Origin of the sequence: Gordonia sp. i37 (assembly GCF_002043085.1) — a bacterium.
Taxonomy (GTDB): domain Bacteria; phylum Actinomycetota; class Actinomycetes; order Mycobacteriales; family Mycobacteriaceae; genus Gordonia; species Gordonia polyisoprenivorans.
Window position 1 is genome coordinate 1 of the sequence record NZ_MVPX01000120.1, and the last position, 16,681, is coordinate 16,681.

The 16,681-nt window shown below is 66.2% G+C and carries 17 protein-coding genes and 1 pseudogene; 8 read left to right on the forward strand and 10 right to left on the reverse strand.

Going from position 1 to position 16,681, the window contains the following annotated elements; genetic code table 11:
* The 4 genes and pseudogenes from B1964_RS30920 to B1964_RS05655 form a co-directional block, all read right to left on the reverse strand.
* Positions 1–143, reverse strand: a pseudogene (locus tag B1964_RS30920) (3-deoxy-7-phosphoheptulonate synthase); the annotation flags it as partial.
* A gap of 309 nt (positions 144–452) precedes the next feature.
* A complete protein-coding gene (locus tag B1964_RS05645) occupies positions 453–965 on the reverse strand; it encodes a hypothetical protein (RefSeq protein ID WP_079929169.1) in 513 nt (170 codons plus the stop codon).
* Positions 958–1,992 (reverse strand): alpha/beta hydrolase family protein, encoded by a 1,035-nt coding sequence (locus B1964_RS05650; RefSeq protein WP_079929170.1) that lies wholly within the window; start codon positions 1,990–1,992, stop codon positions 958–960. The genes B1964_RS05645 and B1964_RS05650 overlap by 8 nt, the downstream gene beginning before the upstream one ends.
* Positions 1,993–2,216: 224 nt before the next feature.
* Positions 2,217–2,663 carry an Lrp/AsnC family transcriptional regulator gene (locus B1964_RS05655; RefSeq protein ID WP_079929171.1) on the reverse strand — a complete coding sequence of 149 codons (447 nt, stop codon included), beginning with the start codon at positions 2,661–2,663 and terminating at the stop codon, positions 2,217–2,219.
* 97 nt (positions 2,664–2,760) lie between these two features.
* Here B1964_RS05655 and rocD point away from each other — a divergent pair, with 97 nt between their 5' ends.
* Positions 2,761–4,875, forward strand: a complete 2,115-nt coding sequence (gene rocD, locus B1964_RS31410; protein WP_079929172.1) for an ornithine--oxo-acid transaminase — start codon at positions 2,761–2,763, stop codon at positions 4,873–4,875.
* Here rocD and B1964_RS05665 read toward each other — a convergent pair whose 3' ends face one another.
* Positions 4,876–6,138, reverse strand: a complete 1,263-nt coding sequence (locus B1964_RS05665; RefSeq protein ID WP_079929173.1) for a sigma-70 family RNA polymerase sigma factor — start codon at positions 6,136–6,138, stop codon at positions 4,876–4,878.
* 8 nt (positions 6,139–6,146) lie between these two features.
* Entirely contained in the window at positions 6,147–6,548 is a 402-nt protein-coding gene (locus B1964_RS05670) for a YciI family protein (RefSeq protein ID WP_253193895.1), read from the reverse strand.
* Between the two features lie 182 nt (positions 6,549–6,730).
* On the opposite strand from B1964_RS05670, the gene B1964_RS05675 reads away from it, so the two are divergent.
* Complete coding sequence (locus B1964_RS05675; RefSeq protein ID WP_079929175.1) at positions 6,731–7,354, forward strand: histidine phosphatase family protein; 624 nt, start codon at positions 6,731–6,733, stop codon at positions 7,352–7,354.
* A 32-nt stretch (positions 7,355–7,386) separates the two neighbouring features.
* Positions 7,387–8,244: a patatin-like phospholipase family protein gene (locus B1964_RS05680; RefSeq protein WP_079929178.1), complete on the forward strand. Its 858-nt coding sequence runs from the start codon at positions 7,387–7,389 to the stop codon at positions 8,242–8,244.
* A gap of 27 nt (positions 8,245–8,271) precedes the next feature.
* Here B1964_RS05680 and B1964_RS05685 read toward each other — a convergent pair whose 3' ends face one another.
* Genes B1964_RS05685 through mca form a run of 3 tightly spaced genes read right to left on the reverse strand, consistent with a single transcriptional unit; the run spans position 8,272 to position 11,541 of the window.
* On the reverse strand, positions 8,272–10,308 hold the full coding sequence (locus tag B1964_RS05685) for a thioredoxin domain-containing protein (RefSeq protein ID WP_079929176.1): 2,037 nt from the start codon (positions 10,306–10,308) through the stop codon (positions 8,272–8,274).
* 49 nt (positions 10,309–10,357) lie between these two features.
* Positions 10,358–10,678: a hypothetical protein gene (locus B1964_RS05690; protein WP_006372301.1), complete on the reverse strand. Its 321-nt coding sequence runs from the start codon at positions 10,676–10,678 to the stop codon at positions 10,358–10,360.
* Positions 10,675–11,541, reverse strand: coding sequence for a mycothiol conjugate amidase Mca (gene mca / locus B1964_RS05695; protein ID WP_006372302.1), 867 nt, complete (start codon positions 11,539–11,541; stop codon positions 10,675–10,677). The genes B1964_RS05690 and mca overlap by 4 nt, the downstream gene beginning before the upstream one ends.
* 162 nt (positions 11,542–11,703) lie before the next feature.
* Between mca and B1964_RS05700 the strand changes: the two genes are divergently transcribed.
* The 4 genes from B1964_RS05700 (at position 11,704) to B1964_RS05715 (ending at position 14,589) form a co-directional block, all read left to right on the forward strand.
* Positions 11,704–12,192: a DUF4307 domain-containing protein gene (locus tag B1964_RS05700; RefSeq protein ID WP_006372303.1), complete on the forward strand. Its 489-nt coding sequence runs from the start codon at positions 11,704–11,706 to the stop codon at positions 12,190–12,192.
* Positions 12,189–12,941, forward strand: coding sequence for a queuosine precursor transporter (locus B1964_RS05705; RefSeq protein ID WP_014359414.1), 753 nt, complete (start codon positions 12,189–12,191; stop codon positions 12,939–12,941). Before B1964_RS05700 ends, B1964_RS05705 begins: the two co-directional genes overlap by 4 nt.
* A 138-nt stretch (positions 12,942–13,079) precedes the next feature.
* Entirely contained in the window at positions 13,080–13,574 is a 495-nt protein-coding gene (gene greA / locus B1964_RS05710) for a transcription elongation factor GreA (RefSeq protein WP_006372305.1), read from the forward strand.
* Between the two features lie 115 nt (positions 13,575–13,689).
* Complete coding sequence (locus B1964_RS05715; RefSeq protein WP_079929177.1) at positions 13,690–14,589, forward strand: SGNH/GDSL hydrolase family protein; 900 nt, start codon at positions 13,690–13,692, stop codon at positions 14,587–14,589.
* A 29-nt stretch (positions 14,590–14,618) separates the two neighbouring features.
* Here the strand turns inward: B1964_RS05715 and B1964_RS05720 are convergent, their stop codons facing one another.
* Entirely contained in the window at positions 14,619–14,990 is a 372-nt protein-coding gene (locus B1964_RS05720; protein ID WP_079929179.1) for a helix-turn-helix transcriptional regulator, read from the reverse strand.
* Between the two features lie 97 nt (positions 14,991–15,087).
* Between B1964_RS05720 and B1964_RS05725 the strand changes: the two genes are divergently transcribed.
* The coding region (locus B1964_RS05725) for an SNF2-related protein (RefSeq protein WP_139765637.1) at positions 15,088–16,681 on the forward strand (1,594 nt) is incomplete at its 3' end.

Below are 16,681 nucleotides of genomic sequence, written 5' to 3' on the forward strand. Positions count from 1 at the left end.
CGCCGCGCGGTCAGTGGCAATTCGGTGCGAATGGTGTCCGGCGACGGGATCGACCGGAACGAGCGGATCCGGCGGTCCGAGGTCGATTCAGCCGAAAGAGAGCGGTCGGCGGGAGTTCGGGAGAGATCTCCGAGGGTGGTCACTGGTATGCCTTTCGCGGGTTGTGGGCCCTGGTTGTCGGCTGGGCCCGCCCGCATCGTGGTCGCCGGAAAGCCCCTGACATGACAAGAGCAGTGACCTGGTGGTCACTGCTCGGGGCTCCGGGATGTGGCGTGCGGCGCGATCAGCGCTTCATCGCAGGCTCACCCGGAGCCTCGATAAAGAAACGCCAATAGGCGCGCACGGTGCTGATCACGACAGCGAGGCTACCACGGGCCGCGGTCCGGACCCAACGACCGCCTGCGAGGCACCCGATCGGATACCCGGGCCGCCGCTCGGCAGAGCCCACCCGCTCAGCAGAGCCCGCCCGCGGAGTCGACCAACGCCGCGACCTGTGCGTCGGAGGGCTCGGCGCCCATGGCCTGCTTCATCACCGGCGCCGCGAACGTGCGCGCCGCGTCCTCGCCGCCGGTCTTGCGAACCCGGCAGACCGACGACCCGAGCGACACCGCGGTGTCGGCGTCGATGTCGATCCCCTTCGCGCGCAGCGAGTTCAGGAAGGCGGTGCGCGCGGATGTCGGCGGCGGCGCCACCGTCTCGGCGGTGCCCGCGCTGGGCAGGGTCACCGGTGTCGGTGGCGGCGCCTGGGTCGTTGCGGCGGTCGACGCCGACCCGGCGGCGGCCGACACCGGACTGGTCGCCGTCACCGAACTCACCGACGCCGACGTCCTCGATGCGTTGACGGTGGTGCCGTTGTCGGACTGGGCGCAGCCGGCGACGAACAACACCAGTCCGAAACACCCCACCCCGACCAGGGTCCACGGCGTCGACCGGTATCGACGATCCGTGCCGTCGGGGTCACGCATGGAAGAACCCTCTCGCGAAGGCGTTGTTGACCGCGTCCTGCCAGTAAGGCCAGTCGTGCATCCCCGAGACCGGGAAGTCGGTCATGACGGGCACCCCGTTGATCATCGCCTGCACGTCGAAGGTGTGCGTCAGCGCCGAGGAGAGCACCTCCAGCGGCACCCCTTCGATGATCAGCGCCGGATCGGTCAGGACAGCGCCTGCGGTCGCGGTGTAGCCCGGGATACCGCTGCCGGTATAGAGGAACAGTCGCAGTCCACGCATCTTGCCGATCTGCACCAGCGGATCGTTGTCGAGCCAGCGAGTCGACCACGGCGGGCCCCACATGGCGTCGACGTTCATCGCCGGGGTGCCCCCGTCGATCGCGGGAAAGATCATCGCGACCCGAATCGCTTCACGCACGCCGGGGGCGGTGGTGTTGAGCAGACCCGACAGCGACCCGGCCGCGTCGAAGTCGCGGTGATCGTCGGCGGCGGTGATCAACGCCGAGCTACCGCTCATCGAGATCCCCATGATCGCGTAGTGGCCCGACGGCCCGCGCAACCCGTGCGCGTCCATCACGGCGACCAGACTCCGACTGATCACACATCCCCACTCGTAGGTGTAGCTCTGCCGGCTGAAATTGTCAGGTGTGTCCCAGTTCGTGTAGAAGCTCTCGTAACCCCCAACCGGCTCAACGACATTGACGCCGCGGTCGGCGAGATCCTGGATGTGCGTGTTGTGTTCCCACCCGCTGAGATCGTTGGTGGCCCGAAGACCGTCGAGCAGGACGACGGTCTTGGTGTTCTGTGGTCGCGTCCAGGCGCGCACTTTGACCGAATTGGGCGGTCCGCCAGGGCTTTGCGTCGGCATGCCGCACGAATTGATCCACCAGGTCTGCGCCGGGGGTGCCGCCTGCGCGACGCCCTGGCCGATGACCGACAACACCCCGACACTCACCGCGGCCAGCACCACGGTGAACGCCCTGGCGCTCACCGACCGGACCGATCGGCGACGCCACTTCGCGCCCGCCCGAACACCTCTCACCATCTACCCACTCCCGTCGACAGCACTTCATCTCTGCCACAACTCATGACGACTATCGGCGAATACGCCGCCCCCGTTACCGATTTCGCGCACCGACCTCCGCGACAAATCGGACGAACTTCCCAGTGGCACAACATTTGTCACCGTCGGAGTCAACCTACACCGCCGATGGGACTGAATGGGTACACCCCAAACGTGACCATCGGTTGATACCCGACAAACCTCGATCAGGGATGGCCGCGGTCGATGAGATGACTGAGCACGATGATCGATTCGGTGCGATCGACGCCACCGGCCTGCCGGATTCGTTCGAGCGCCTGCTCGAGGTGATGCACGTCGCGGGCCATGATCCGCAGGATCGCGTCGGCCTGCCCGGTGATGGTGGCCGCACTGACGACCTCCTGAATGGGTTCCCACGACTCCTTGAGGATCTCCGGCGAGATGTTGCCGCGGCAGAAGATCTGCACATAGGCCTCGGTGGTCCACTGCATCGCCGCCGGGTCGACCACCGTGGTGAATCCCTTGATCACGCCGTCGTCGACGAGGCGGTCGACTCGCCGCTTGACCGCCGGCGCCGAGAGCCCGACCTCATCACCGATCTGCGCATAGGTCGCGCGCGCATCCCGGGTGAGACACGCCAGCACCTTCTCGTCCAGTTCGTCGAGTGCACGCAACGTATCGATCCTTCCTCGACACCGACGCACGAAATCTTCATCATGTGCGCAATTTTCGTCGATTGATTGCAACGATGCGCGAGCATACGCTCGATTCATGACGCTGACGACCCCCGATGTCTCTGTGCGCCCAGCCACCACCGGATTCCCGGCGAGGGTGGCGCGCACACGCTCCTATGCGATGACCCCGCCGACGCATTTCACCGTCACCTATGCGATCAATCCATGGATGAATCCGTCGGTCGGTGTCGATTCCGACCGCGCGATGGTGCAATGGGAATGCCTGCGCCGCACCTACGAAGCCCTCGGCCACACCGTCCACACGGTCGATGCGCAGCCGGGTCTGCCGGACATGGTCTATGCCGCCAACGGCGGCCTGGTCGTCGACGGCACAGCGATCGCGGCCCGCTTCACCTTCCCGGAACGGGCGGCCGAGGCCGGGCATTACGCACGGTGGTTCCGCACCGCGGGAATCCGTCAGGTCCACCAGACCACCGGGGTGCAGGAGGGCGAGGGCGACTTCCTCGTCGTCGGCGACCGCATCCTCGCAGGCACCGGCTTCCGCACCCACCCCGACACCCATGCCGAGATCGCCGCACTGACCGGTCTGCCGGTGATCACCCTCGACCTCGTCGACCCGCGCTTCTACCACCTCGACACCGCCCTGGGGGTGCTCGACGAGCGCACCATCGCCTATTACCCGCCGGCCTTCTCGGCGGCCTCTCGCCGCCTGCTCGCCGAACTCCATCCCGACGCCATCATCGCCAGCGATGCCGACGCACAGGTCCTCGGACTGAACCTGGTCTCCGACGGCCGTCATGTCGTGATGACCGACGCCGCACCACATCTGGAGTCGCAGATCCGTCGTGCCGGATTCGAACCGATCACCCTCGATCTGTCCGAACTCCTCAAGGGTGGTGGCGGCATCAAATGCTGCACACTGGAATTGCGCCCGGTCGCCGACGCCGGGCAGTCCGCATCGGAGGCACTCATGACCGGACCGAACACCATCGGGGCACCCCGACATCTCGAATCGTCGCCCGAACCTCATGTGGCCCACAACTATTCACCGCTGCCGGTGGTCGCGGCCACCGCGGAGGGCGCGTGGATCACCGACGTCGACGGATACCGGTATCTCGATTGTCTCGGCGCTTACTCGGCAGTGAACTTCGGTCACCGCAATCCGGAGATCGTCGCGGCGGCAACCGAACAACTCCATCGTCTGACCTTGACCAGCCGCGCCTTCGGGTCCGATCAACTCGAACCGTTCTGCGCAGCGCTGGCGGCCCTGTGCGAGAAGGACCTCGTGCTGCCGATGAACACCGGCGCCGAGGCGGTGGAGTCCGCACTGAAGGTGGCCCGCAAGTGGGGCTACGACGTCAAGGGGGTTCCTGCGGGTGCCGCCGAGATCATCGTCGCCGGCGGCAACTTCCACGGGCGAACCATCAGCATCATCAGCTTCAGCGACGACGACTCCGCACGCGACGGATTCGGTCCGTACACACCGGGTTTCGTGCGGGTCCCGTTCGGCGATGTGGACGCGATGGCCGCGGCGATCACCGACCACACCGTCGCCGTGCTCGTCGAGCCGATCCAGGGCGAGGCCGGCATCATCGTGCCGCCCGAGGGCTACCTGCCCGCCGTGCGCCGGTTGTGCACCGATCATGACGTCCTGATGATCGCCGACGAGATCCAATCCGGGCTCGGCCGCACCGGAAAGACCTTCGCATGTCAACACTGGGACGTCGTCCCCGACGTCTACACCCTGGGCAAAGCGCTCGGTGGCGGCGTACTCCCGGTGTCGGCGGTCGTCGCCGACACCGACGTGCTCGGGGTCCTGCATCCCGGTGAGCACGGGTCGACCTTCGGCGGAAACCCGTTGGCGGCAGCGGTCGGTCACACCGTGGTGCGCATGCTCGCCGACGGGACCTGGCAGGCGCGCGCCGCGGACCTCAGTGAGCACCTGCACACACGGCTGCGCGAATTCGTGGGCCGCGGCGTCCTCGCCGTGCGCGGCAAGGGTTTGTGGGCAGGCCTCGACATCGACCCGCAGCTCGGAACCGGCAAGGAGATCTGTCTACGGCTCGCGCAGTGGGGTGTGCTCGCCAAGGACACCCACTCCTCGACGATCCGGTTTGCGCCGCCGCTGGTGATCACCCACGACGAGATCGACTGGATGATCGAACGATTCGCCCTCGCACTACGCGGTTGATCACCACTCGATCCCCCGCACCTGCTCCAGTCGCCGCTCCAGGTGCCGTCGCTCTGCCGGGTTGCGTACGAATTCCAGTGCTCGAGAGAAGGATTCGACGGACTCCTCTCGCCGATCGAGCTTGTCGTACTGTTCGGCGCGGGCCGCATGCCACAGATGGTGGGTGTCGAGCCCGTCGATACGATCGAGGGCGGCCAGTCCGGCCTCCGGTCCCTCGTGCATCGCGAGAGCGATCGCACTGTTCAACGCGACGAACCGGCCGGGGGTCAACCGTTCGAGTATCCGGTAGATCTCGACGATGACACCCCAGTCGGTGTCGGCGCTGCCGGCGGCTCGTGCATGGATGCCGGCGATCAGCGCCTGCAAGCGGTAGGGTCCAACACCCGGGCGCGCCACCGCCTCCCGGAGATGGTGTTGCGCCCGACCGATCATCCCGGTGTCCCAACGGGTCCGGTCCTGGCAATCCAGAGTGACGAGACCACCGCCGTCGTCGGTGCGTGCTGCCGCCCTGGAATGCTGGAACAGCTCGAGTGCGAGCAGCCCGGCAACTTCTCCGTCGTCGGGCAGCAGCATCGCCAACGTCTCGGTCAGCCGTATCGCCTCCGCGGCGAGGTCGACGCGGACCAATGCCGGGGCATCGACCGCGGAGGCGAGATAGCCCTCGTTGAAGATCAGATAGAGAACCCCGAGGAGCGCGGCGACCCGATCGTCGAGATCGGTGGGTACCCGCAGCGGTATGCGGGCCTGGCGGATCTTGCGTTTGGCCCGCACGATACGTTGCGCCAGAGTCGCTTCGGTGACACCGAAGGCTGCGGCGATCTCGGCCGTGGTCAATCCACCGACCAGCCGAAGCGTCAACGCCGTCTGCGCCGAGAGGTCCAGTGCGGGATGGCAACACAGGAACATGAGGCGAAGCCGCTCGTCGGGAACGGCGCTCTCGTCGACGATCGGCTCCGGGCTCGAGGGGCCGATCTCATCCGCGGCCACGAGATCTCGCGCCGCCGACGCCAGCCGTCGCCGATCGGCGGCGCGCCTGCGCAGCGCGTCGACCATCGCGTTGCGGGCCACGGTGTGGATCCATGCGGTCGGGTTGTCGGGGATTCCGGTGCGGCGCCACGCCCCGATCGCCTTGAGCAACGCCTCCTGGACGCAGTCGTCGGCGAGGTCGACGTCGTCGTACCGGGCGGCGAGGAGAGCGAGCAGGCGCCCGCTCTCCTCACGCGCCACGCGGGTCACCGCGACCCCGACCGGATCGTCGGTCACGACAGCGGCTATCCCGTCGTAGCCGCGTCGCCGACCGGGGCGGGGGTTCCGTCGGGGCCCGGGACCAGCAGGATCGGGCGGATCTCGACGACGCCGAACGGGACCGGAATCCTGCCGGCCCATTCCAGCGCCGCGTCGAGGTCGTCGACCTCGATCCGGTAGTACCCGGCGAGTTGTTCCTTGGACTCGGTGTACGGACCGTCGGTCACCGTGGGCTTGTCCCCCAGGGTCAGACGCAGCGTCGTCGCCGACGCGCTGGGCTGCAGACTTCCCCCGTCGCACAGCACCCCGGCTGCGGCCAGCGCCCTCCCGTAGCTCGCGAACGCCTGCCGCATCTCGTCGAATCCGGGCTCGCCGGGTGCGGGTCGCGGAACGCTCTCGTCGGTGGTGATCGCCAGAAGATACTGCATGTCGATTCCTCTCATCGGGTGCGATCCGACGCCGTTCGCCGGATCCATGATCGCATCCGAGCGGCGCGATCACCCCTATGACGAAATGGAACGCGCACTTCGACAACTCGCCGAAAAAGAAATCTCCTGCGGCTCTTGTCGATGACGTCGGGCACCGGCAGGTGACGACTACGCTGAGTCGCGTGTCCACCGATCGCACCCGCCGCCGTGTCCTGCTCATCCGCCATGGACAGACCGAATGGTCGCTGTCCGATCAGCACACCGGTCGCACCGACATCGACCTGACCGCGAAAGGTGAGCAGGATGCCGCGGCACTGAAGGGCATCACCGAGCGCATCGGCCTGCACCAGCCGTTCGTGTTCGCCTCTCCCCGACGCCGCGCCCAGCGGACCGCCGAACTCGCCGGCCTCACCGTCGATGAGACCAGCGAGCTGTTCGCAGAGTGGGACTACGGCGACTACGAGGGGTTGACCCGCGTGCAGATCCAGGCAGATCACGATCCGACGTGGGCGATCTGGACCCACGGCGCACCCGGTGGCGAATCGGTCGCGGACATGACCAGACGAGTCGACGCCGCCGTCGATCGAGTCGAAAGTCAGCTTGGCTCAAGCGATGTGGTGGTGGTGTCGCATGGGCATTTCTCGCGGTCGTTCATCTGCCGATTCCTGCGATGGCCCATCAGCCAAGGCGCCGACATCGACCTGCGGCCCGCGGGTTCGGCCCTGCTCGCCGAGGCGGGCGGCGATCGCCGATTGTCCGAATTGCGTGGGCCCGTGGGCGAATGGGCGAAACCCACCTCGATCTGACAAGTCCGGAGGGATCTGAGAGGAGACCGGTGATGGCGACAGCAATCGTGCTCGGCGGTGGCGGTCTGGTCGGTATCGGCTGGATGACCGGCGTACTCGCGGCATTGGAGGAGGCCGGTGCGCTGCGCCTCGGAGACGCCGCAGCAGTGATCGGCACGTCCGCGGGATCGGCCGTCGGTACCGCCATTCTTCAATCAGGCTCGGCTGCCGACCAATTCGACATCATGGTGCGCGCGTCTCGACGCAATGACGAACTGACACCCGAGGGCGACGTCGCCTCGGCGCTCGAGGCGTTCTTCGAGGTGGCGTCGTCCGGCGCACCGCGCGCCGAGCGGGCCCGGCGATTCGTCGAACTGTCACACACTCACGCCGGCACGGAGCCCGGCAGCCGTCGGGCCGCGGTCCGCGGTCGCTACACCTCCGAGATCTGGCCGGAGAACCTGCAGATCACCGCACTGCGCGAGGATGGCGAGCTGACGGTCTTCACCGCTGAGGAGCGCGCGGTGCCCGACGGAGCGCGATCCGTCGCGGGCGTCGACCTGACCGATGCGGTGACCGCGAGTTGCGCCGTACCGGGGATCTGGCCGACCGTCACCATCGGCGGCGCCGAATACATCGACGGCGGATCGTTCTCACCCACCAACGCCCACCTGGCCGCCGGATTCGACGAGGTCATCGTCATCGCGCCGATGCTCGACGATCCCGATACCGTCGCCCCGCAGGTCGCGACCGTCCTGGCCGCAGCGCGCGTGATCACCCCGTCGCAACGTTCGGCAGCCGGTTTCGGAACCAACCCCCTTGATCCCGACATCCGTGGTGTGGCAGCGGTTCTCGGCTACGACGACGGCGTCCTCGCGCTCACGTCGTCGGAGTGGTCGGCGGCGATGTGATGATGCGACTCGCACCTCGCAGCCCGATCACCCCAACGCAGCGCGCAGCGCCTGCCCGTCGGTGACCGGGAGATCACACACCGTACCTCTGCACACATAGGCGGCATCGACATTCCCGACGGGCCCGCGGTCTTCCAGTAACGGCAGCGAATCCCGTTGACCGGCAACGATGATCGATCCGCCGGGCGCGACCGTCCGCGCGAGGCCGGCGAGTGCCCCGGTACTGCCCGGCGTCTGGGACACGGCGATCTGCAGTGGCCCGGCGACGCGCGCCTGTGTCACCGCAAGCCACTGGCCGGCCGAGCGCGGAAGTTTGGCCAACAGCACTGCTCCGCGGCCGAGGGTGGCGTCGAGGAGCTCCGCATAGCGCGCGGCGGGAACGGTGTCGGCCAGAGCCGACGCGGCGAGCAGGGCCTCGGCCAGCAGTGAGGCACCTGCGGGAGTGGCCCCGTCGATCGGGTCGCGGGGTCGTGCGATCAGGTCGGTACCCGCCGCGTCGTACCAGCTTCCCGGCTCGTCGGCATCGGCGAAGATCTCGATCGTGATGTCCAAGAGTTCCAGGGCGTGATCCCGATGGGAGATCTCCCCGGTCACCTGATGCAGGGTCAGCAGCGCGGTGACCAGCGCTGCGTGATCATCCAGTGCGGCAACAGGATCGCCGACGACGCCACCGAGCGAGGCCCGGCGCAGTCGACCGTCTCGGACGTGCTCGGCGAGCAGCGTCACGGCAACCTCGCGTGCGAGGTCGATCCATTCCGGATGACCGAGCCCCGTGCCGGCCTCCGCAAGGGCGGTGACGGCGATCGCGTTCCAGCCGGTGACCACTTTGTCGTCGCGGGCCGGCTGGGGCCGATCGGCGCGCGCGGCCAGCAGCCGTCGGCGCACGTCGTCGAATCGCTCTCGGACGGCTGAGGTGTCGAATCCGTCGGGGTCGAGCCGGAACTGCAGGGTCGACGTACCGTGCTCGAAGGTCCCCGACTCGGTCACACCGAAAAGTTCTGCAGCCCAATGGCCGTCGGCATCGCCGAGCACCTCGGTCAGTTGTGTCGGCGTCCACACGTAGGTCGATCCTTCGACGCCGGCGGCGTCGGCGTCGAGTGCGGACGCGAAGCCCCCGGGCACCCGCAGGTCCCGTCGTAGGAACTCCACGATCTCTCCGGTGACGCGGGTGGCCAGGGGATCGCCGGTGATCCGGGCCAGATGCGCGTACACCCGCAACAGCTGCGCGTTGTCGTAGAGCATCTTCTCGAAGTGCGGGACCACCCAGTCGTTGTCGACCGCGTAGCGGGCGAACCCGCCGGCGAGCTGGTCGTGAATACCGCCGCGCGCCATGGCTTCACACGTGCGGTGAGCCGCGTCGAGCGCCTCGGGCGTTCCGGTGTATTCGGTGTGCCGGAGCAGTGCTTCGAGCAACGCCGACGGCGGGAACTTCGGCGCTCCGCCGAATCCGCCGGACTCCCGGTCCTCGTCACCGAGGACCGTGTTCACCGCGTGCGCGAGGAGCCGGTCGTCGACCTCGAGCGCCCCGGACGGTAACGCCGCGGCATTGGCGTGCAGATGATCTCGGACCTTGCGCCCGACATCGGAGACCTCGTCGCGCCGCTGCGTCCACGCCTCGGTGATGGCGGTGAGGAGTTGCCGAAACGATGGCATGCCGTTGCGCGGCGAGTCCGGAAAGTACGTGCCGCAATAGAACGGCTCCCCGCCGGGCGTGAGAAAGCAGGTCATCGGCCAACCACCCTGCCCGGTCATCGCGACGGTGGCGTTCATGTAGATCGCGTCGATGTCGGGCCGCTCTTCACGGTCGACCTTGATACACACGAACTCGGCGTTCATCTGTGCGGCGGTCGCCTCGTCCTCGAACGATTCGTGCGCCATCACATGACACCAGTGGCATGCGGCGTACCCGACCGACAACAGGACCGGGACATCACGACGGGCAGCCTCGGCGAGCGCGCCGTCACCCCATTCCCGCCAATGCACGGGGTTGTCGGCGTGCTGACGGAGATAGGGGCTGGTCGCCGCGCCGAGCTCATTGCGCGCTGCGCTGGACTCACTGGTCATCGGTGTCCTCGCATCCGGTGCTCGGGTGTCCGACGATCCACCTGCCGGGTCAGGTGTCGGCCGGCTTCCTCGCCGTACCCGCGTCACCGATGGCGTTCACGTCGCCCAGCGACTGCGGCGTCGTGGGGCCAGCCGAATCGGTGCCCTCGTCGAAGGCCTGATCGGCTTCGGGGTGCTCGGTGTCGAAGGTCTTGGGCAGCTTGCGCAGTTGCCGGTTCATCGACCAGATGAGCAGGGCCGTGCAGATCAGCAGCAGGATGATGATCAGCAGACCCAGCGGTGAGGCCTTGCCGAACTCGGGCCCCTGGGGCTGCTGGTCGGCGGCCAGGAGCACGCTGTGCACCCCGGCGGCGATCGAAACAGAAGTCATCGGGATACCTCGCTGTTCGCCTCGACCCCGGCGAACAGATCGCTCTCGGGAATCGAGGTGGTCACCCGGGTCTGCGCCAGCTCGAACTCCTCGGTCGGCCACAGACGCTGCTGCCACTCGAGCGGGACGGCGAAGAACATCCCGTTCGGGTCGATCTGGGTGGCGTGCGCGCGCAACGCGTCGTCACGCTGGGGAAAGTACTTGCCGCACTCGACCTGGGTGGTCACCCGCGCCATCAGGTCGCCGCGGCTGGAATCCCACTTGCTCAGCCATTCCTTGAACGGGCTCTCCTGCCCGTGGCGTTCGAACTCGTCGGAGAACAGGATCATCCGGTCCCGGATGAAGCCGTGGGTGTAGTACAGCTTCGAGACGGTCCACGGTTCACCGGTCCCGGGATAGGCGTCGGGGTCACCGGCGGACTCGAACGCGGCGACCGACACCTTGTGGCACATGATGTGGTCGGGATGGGGGTATCCGCCGCGCTCGTCGTAGGTGATCATCACGTGCGGCCGGAACTCGCGGACGAGCTTCACGAGCGCTTCGGTGGGCACCTCGAGCGGCAGGGTGGCGAACGACCCCTCCGGCAATGGCGGCGGCGGATCGCCCTCGGGTAGCCCGGAGTCGACGAAGCCGAGCCACCGCTGCTGCACACCGAGCGCCGCGGCGGCCTTGGCCATCTCTTCCTTGCGAACCTCACTCATCCGCTCCTTGACGCCCGGGCGATCCATCGCCGGGTTGAGGATGTCACCGCGCTCACCACCGGTCAGCGTCACGATCAGAACGTCGTTGCCCTCCGCGGCGTATTTCGCCGACGTCGCCGCGCCCTTGCTGGATTCGTCGTCGGGGTGGGCATGCACCGCCATCAATCGGAATCCACCACCCGACGACGTCGTGACAACCCCGGTCGGCGTCGACGCGCCGGCACCCTGGGTCGACGATGTCGACGGGTGGGATTCGGCGGTGTGGGTCTCGCGCACGGTTCCTCGCCTTCGGGTCGGTACTTCTCTCATGGTAGGTATTGACCCGTGAACAGTTCAGACGGGGGCACGCCACCGGGCTCCGACCTGCAGGATCGCCCGCAGAGCGGCCCGCGGGCGACCTATCCCGTCGCACAATCGGCGTCGAGCCGTCGACTGTGGTTCATCGCACTGTCGGTGCTCGTCGTGGTCGTCGGCGTCATCCTCGCGGTCATCGGCTACCACAAATTCGCCGATCCGGACGTCTCCGGTCAGGCCACCGGATACGACATCCTCAACTCGTCGACCGTGGCGGTGCAGTTCACCGTGAACCGGGCCGACCCGTCACAGCCGGTCGCCTGTGTCATCCGCGCCCGCTCCAAGGACGGGTCGGAGACCGGACGCCGCGAGGTCCTGATCGGCCCCGGACAAGTGCAAGAAGGACACCGGGTCGAGGTGAAGACCTCCGAGCCACCGGTGATCGGTGAGGTGTTCGGCTGCTCGACCAGCGTGCCCGCCTATCTCACCGCTCCGCCGTCGGCAGGATCGGCCGGATGACCGCGACCGACACGCGTACCAACCGCGCGGTCTTCGCGACCGTGACGAGCCACTATCTACCGATGCTGACCGCGCTGTTCGTCGGGGTCATGCTCATCAGCAACATCACCGGCACCAAAGGTGTGCTGCTGTTCGACCAGTGGTTGCATCTCGATCTCGGCCCCTTTCACCTCAACGGCTTGGTCACCGACGGCGCTTTCTATCTGTTCCCCCTCGCCTATGTGCTCGGCGACGTCATCAGCGAGGTGTACGGCTTCAAAACCATGCGTCGGGTGATTCTCGCCGGATTCGTCGTCCTGCTCATCGCCTCCGCGTGCTTCTGGCTGACCATTCACCTTCCGGCGGCCCCGTTTTATTCCAATCAGGAATCGTTCAAAGCCGTCGCCGGGGTGGTACCACAGTTCTTGTTGGCCGGACTACTCGGATATCTCGCCGGCGAATTCCTCAATTCCTTTGTCCTGGTGAAGATGAAGGAACGAGCCGGAGAGCGACGACTGTGGGCGCGGCTGCTCGGCTCGACCGTCGTCGGCGAATTCGCCGACACCCTCGTGTTCTGTTCGGTCGCCGCCTCGGCGCTGGGCATCTCGACCTGGGGTGACTTCTGGAACTACACGATCGTCGGATTCTTGTGGAAGACGTTGGTCGAAATCATCATCATGCCCATCACATACCTGGTGTGCGCGTGGCTGAAAAAGGCCGAGCCCTCTTATGTGGCAGCTCTCGCGGAGGCACGCGCGACCCCGTCGTGATGTGCGTTCGATCTCATTCGCTGGTACCCTAGACGGATACACGGCTCCGCAAGGGGTCGTGTTGCTGCATTTAGAGCAGTCCACATGCCCATCGTGAAGACATCGCGACAGGGCGCGGACAACACAAAGGAGTGACCGATGACCGACACCCAGGTGACCTGGCTGACCCAGGAGTCCTACGACCGCCTCAAGGGCGAGCTGGATTCCCTGATCGCCAACCGTCCGGTCATTGCTGCGGAGATCAACGAGCGTCGTGAAGAGGGTGACCTCAAGGAGAACGGCGGCTACCACGCTGCCCGCGAAGAGCAGGGCCAGCAGGAAGCGCGTATCCGCCAGCTGCAGGAACTCCTGAACAACGCCAAGGTCGGCGAGGCACCCACCCAGTCGGGTGTTGCGCTGCCCGGATCGGTCGTGACCGTTTACTACGACGGTGACGAGAACGACACCGAAACCTTCCTGATCGCCACCCGCGAGGAAGGCGCTCAGGGCGGGAAGCTGGAGACCTACTCCCCCAGCTCACCACTGGGCGCTGCGCTGATCGACACCAAGGTCGGCGAAACCCGCGAATACACCGTCCCCAGCGGAGCGACGGTGAAGGTGACGCTGGTCAAGGCCGAGCCCTACCACAGCTGACCGGTTCATCCCGAGATCTGCGATCGCGGCCGTCCTCACCGGACGGCCGCGATCGTCGTTTCCGGGTGCGCTGATCCGGCCACGTGGCGAACGAGAACGTGTTACAACATTCGGCGTGAACCTGCATGTACGCGCACGCAGGGTCGGGGGCCTCATCGCATCCGCCGTCGTCGCGGCCGCGTTGATGGGCGCCGGACCTGCCCTCGCCACCCCTGGACCGACCTCTGCGCCGACCACCTCTGCGCTGACCTACGTGAATCTCGGCGACAGTTACTCCGCCGGTTCCGGTGTCGTGCCGACGGCACCGGGCACCCTCGAGCAATGCGCACAATCGGCCGACAACTACTCGCATCTCATCGCGCAACGGTTCGGCTATCACCTCACCGACGTCAGTTGCGGCGGCGCCACCACCGACGACTTCTTCACAGTCCAATATCCAGGCCTGCATCCACAACTCGACGCTCTGGGCCCCGGCACCGACCTGGTCACCTTCATGATCGGCGGCAACGACGGAATGGTCTTCGCCGGGACCGTGGGCAAGTGCCTCGCTGCCGCTGCGACCACCCTGGGCCGCGGCGCACCGTGCAAGGACACCTACGGCGACTCCATCGCGAATGAGATTCGGACACAGACCTTTCCGAAGCTGGTGAAGGCCATGAGGGCGGTTCGCACCACGGCACCACGTGCTCGCGTTGCGGTGATCAGCTATCCGTGGATCATGCCGGCCACCTACGAGCCCTGTCCCGCGTTCCCGGTCGCCGCAGGCGATGTCGCCTACACCTACGACATCCAGGCAACGCTCAACGACGCGATTCGACGCGCGGCCACCGAGACCGGTGTGACCTTCGTCGACGCCACCACCCCGTCGGTCGGCCACGACAGTTGCAAGCCGGTCGGGACCCGCTGGATCGAACCGATCCTGACCACCCAGCAAATCGTTCCGGTCCATCCGAATGCGTTGGGCGAGCGGGAGTTGGCCTCGATCGCTGCCGGTGCGCTGGGTCTGGGTCGCTGAGGGCTTCGCGCACAGGGATCGAGGCGTGATCAGTTCGCACCCGAACCCTGTTCATCGAGGAGTCGTCTGAGTTCTGCCTCGACTCGTGACTCGGCTGCTCGACTCTCTTGCTCCGGAGAGCGCTGATGCACTGCGGTGTCCCCATCGGGAATGAGTAATCGCGGAGTGACCTCCAGAGCCTGAGCCAGTCGGTACACCGTCGACAACTGCGGATCAGCAATGAACGGTTCCCGATTGCTGGTGTTGCGTTCCAGATTAGAGATCTGGTTGCGATGCATTCCGCTTCGATGCGCCACTTGTTCCTGCGACAGCCCCCGCTCCTTTCGGATGATGCGGAGACGATGCGCGAACGAGTCCCCGTAGGTTCCCCACTCGAGGGGTCCTCGTTCGTTCGCCGGCACGAACCCAATCTGTCCGACGCACAACGTATTGTCTGCACAACATGATGTGCCTTCGAGGAGTGTGTAGACCGTGAGAATCGACGACCTGGTTGCGGGGATGCGACTACAGGGGCGGTGGTCGGGCCCAGTTGAACTGGTCTCGGTGAATCGGCTGGGAGACTCGGCGGCATCGATCGTCGTTCGCGACGCGGACGGTTCAGTCGACGCCGAGATGGTCTTCGCCGACGAACTCGGATCGACGATCACTGCCGCTGACGACGTCGCCTCGCCATGGTCGTTCACCGCCGATCCCATTCAGTTCAAGCTTGCCGCCGAAGCACTTCGCATCCGCATGGCCGGAGCGCATGATCCGATGCTGGCGATCGCGACGAGTGACATTTCACCTCTTCCGCACCAGATCCGTGCTGTCTACGGCGAGCTGCTACCCAGAATGCCGCTGCGATTCCTCCTTGCAGATGACCCCGGCGCTGGCAAGACCGTGATGGCCGGCCTCTACGCCAAGGAGCTCATCCTCCGTGGCGATCTCGCACGAATGCTGATCGTTGCACCGGGCGGTCTTGTCGACCAGTGGCAGGACGAGCTCGACAGCAAGTTCGGGATTTCCACAACTCTGCTGTCACGAGACCTCATCGACGCCAGTGTCGACGGCGATCCGTTTGCCGCACATCCGTTTCTGATCGCGCGCATGGACCAACTGGCGCGCGACGACAATCTTCTTCAGCAGCTGGCGCACTCCGAATGGGATCTCGTCGTTGTGGACGAGGCGCACCGGATGTCCGCGAATTGGTGGGGTGGCGAACTCCGTAAGACCAAGCGCTTCCACCTCGGCCAACTACTCGGTGGCATCACCCGACACTTGCTGCTGATGACCGCGACACCGCACGCCGGCAGTGAGGACAACTTCCAGGCGTTTCTCTCACTACTCGACCCCGATCGTTTCGAGGGGCAACCTCGAGGCGGCGCCACCACCGACACATCCGGGTTGATGCGTCGGATGGTCAAAGAAGACCTACTGACTTTCGACGGCCGGCCACTCTTCCCCGAGCGCATCGCCGAGACCGTGCCGTACAGATTGTCCGACGACGAACGCGATCTGTATGACGCGGTGACCCATTACGTACGCGAGGAGATGAATCGTGCTGAACAACACTCGGATTCACCGCAGCGCCGCACGGTGGGTTTCGCGCTGACGGTGCTACAACGCCGCCTCGCGTCGAGTACGCATGCGATCCTGCGGAGTCTCGAACGCCGCCGCGACCGCCTCGCGTCGAAACGGACCGAAATGGCATCAGGCCGGTATTCGGTGGTCGAGGACGGATTGCGACTTCCCCGTCCCGATCAGTTCGACGACCCTGACGAATGGAGCGCCGAGGAGTACGAGCACATCGAGGAGGAGGTGGTCGATGCCGCAACCGCAGCGCGGACCGTCGCCGAACTCGACGTCGAAATCGCACTACTCGACGACCTCGTCGCACTGGCCACCCGCGTCCGCAACAGCGGGGTGGACCGTAAATGGGCAGAACTACGGTCGCTACTTTCGGACCGATCGCTACTCCGCGATCAGAGTGGCGCACCACGGAAACTCATCATTTTCACCGAGCACCGCGACACGTTGGACTATCTCGCGCGACAGATCCGCAACATCCTCGGCGACGACGACGCCGTTCTCACGATTCATGGCGGGGCCCCCC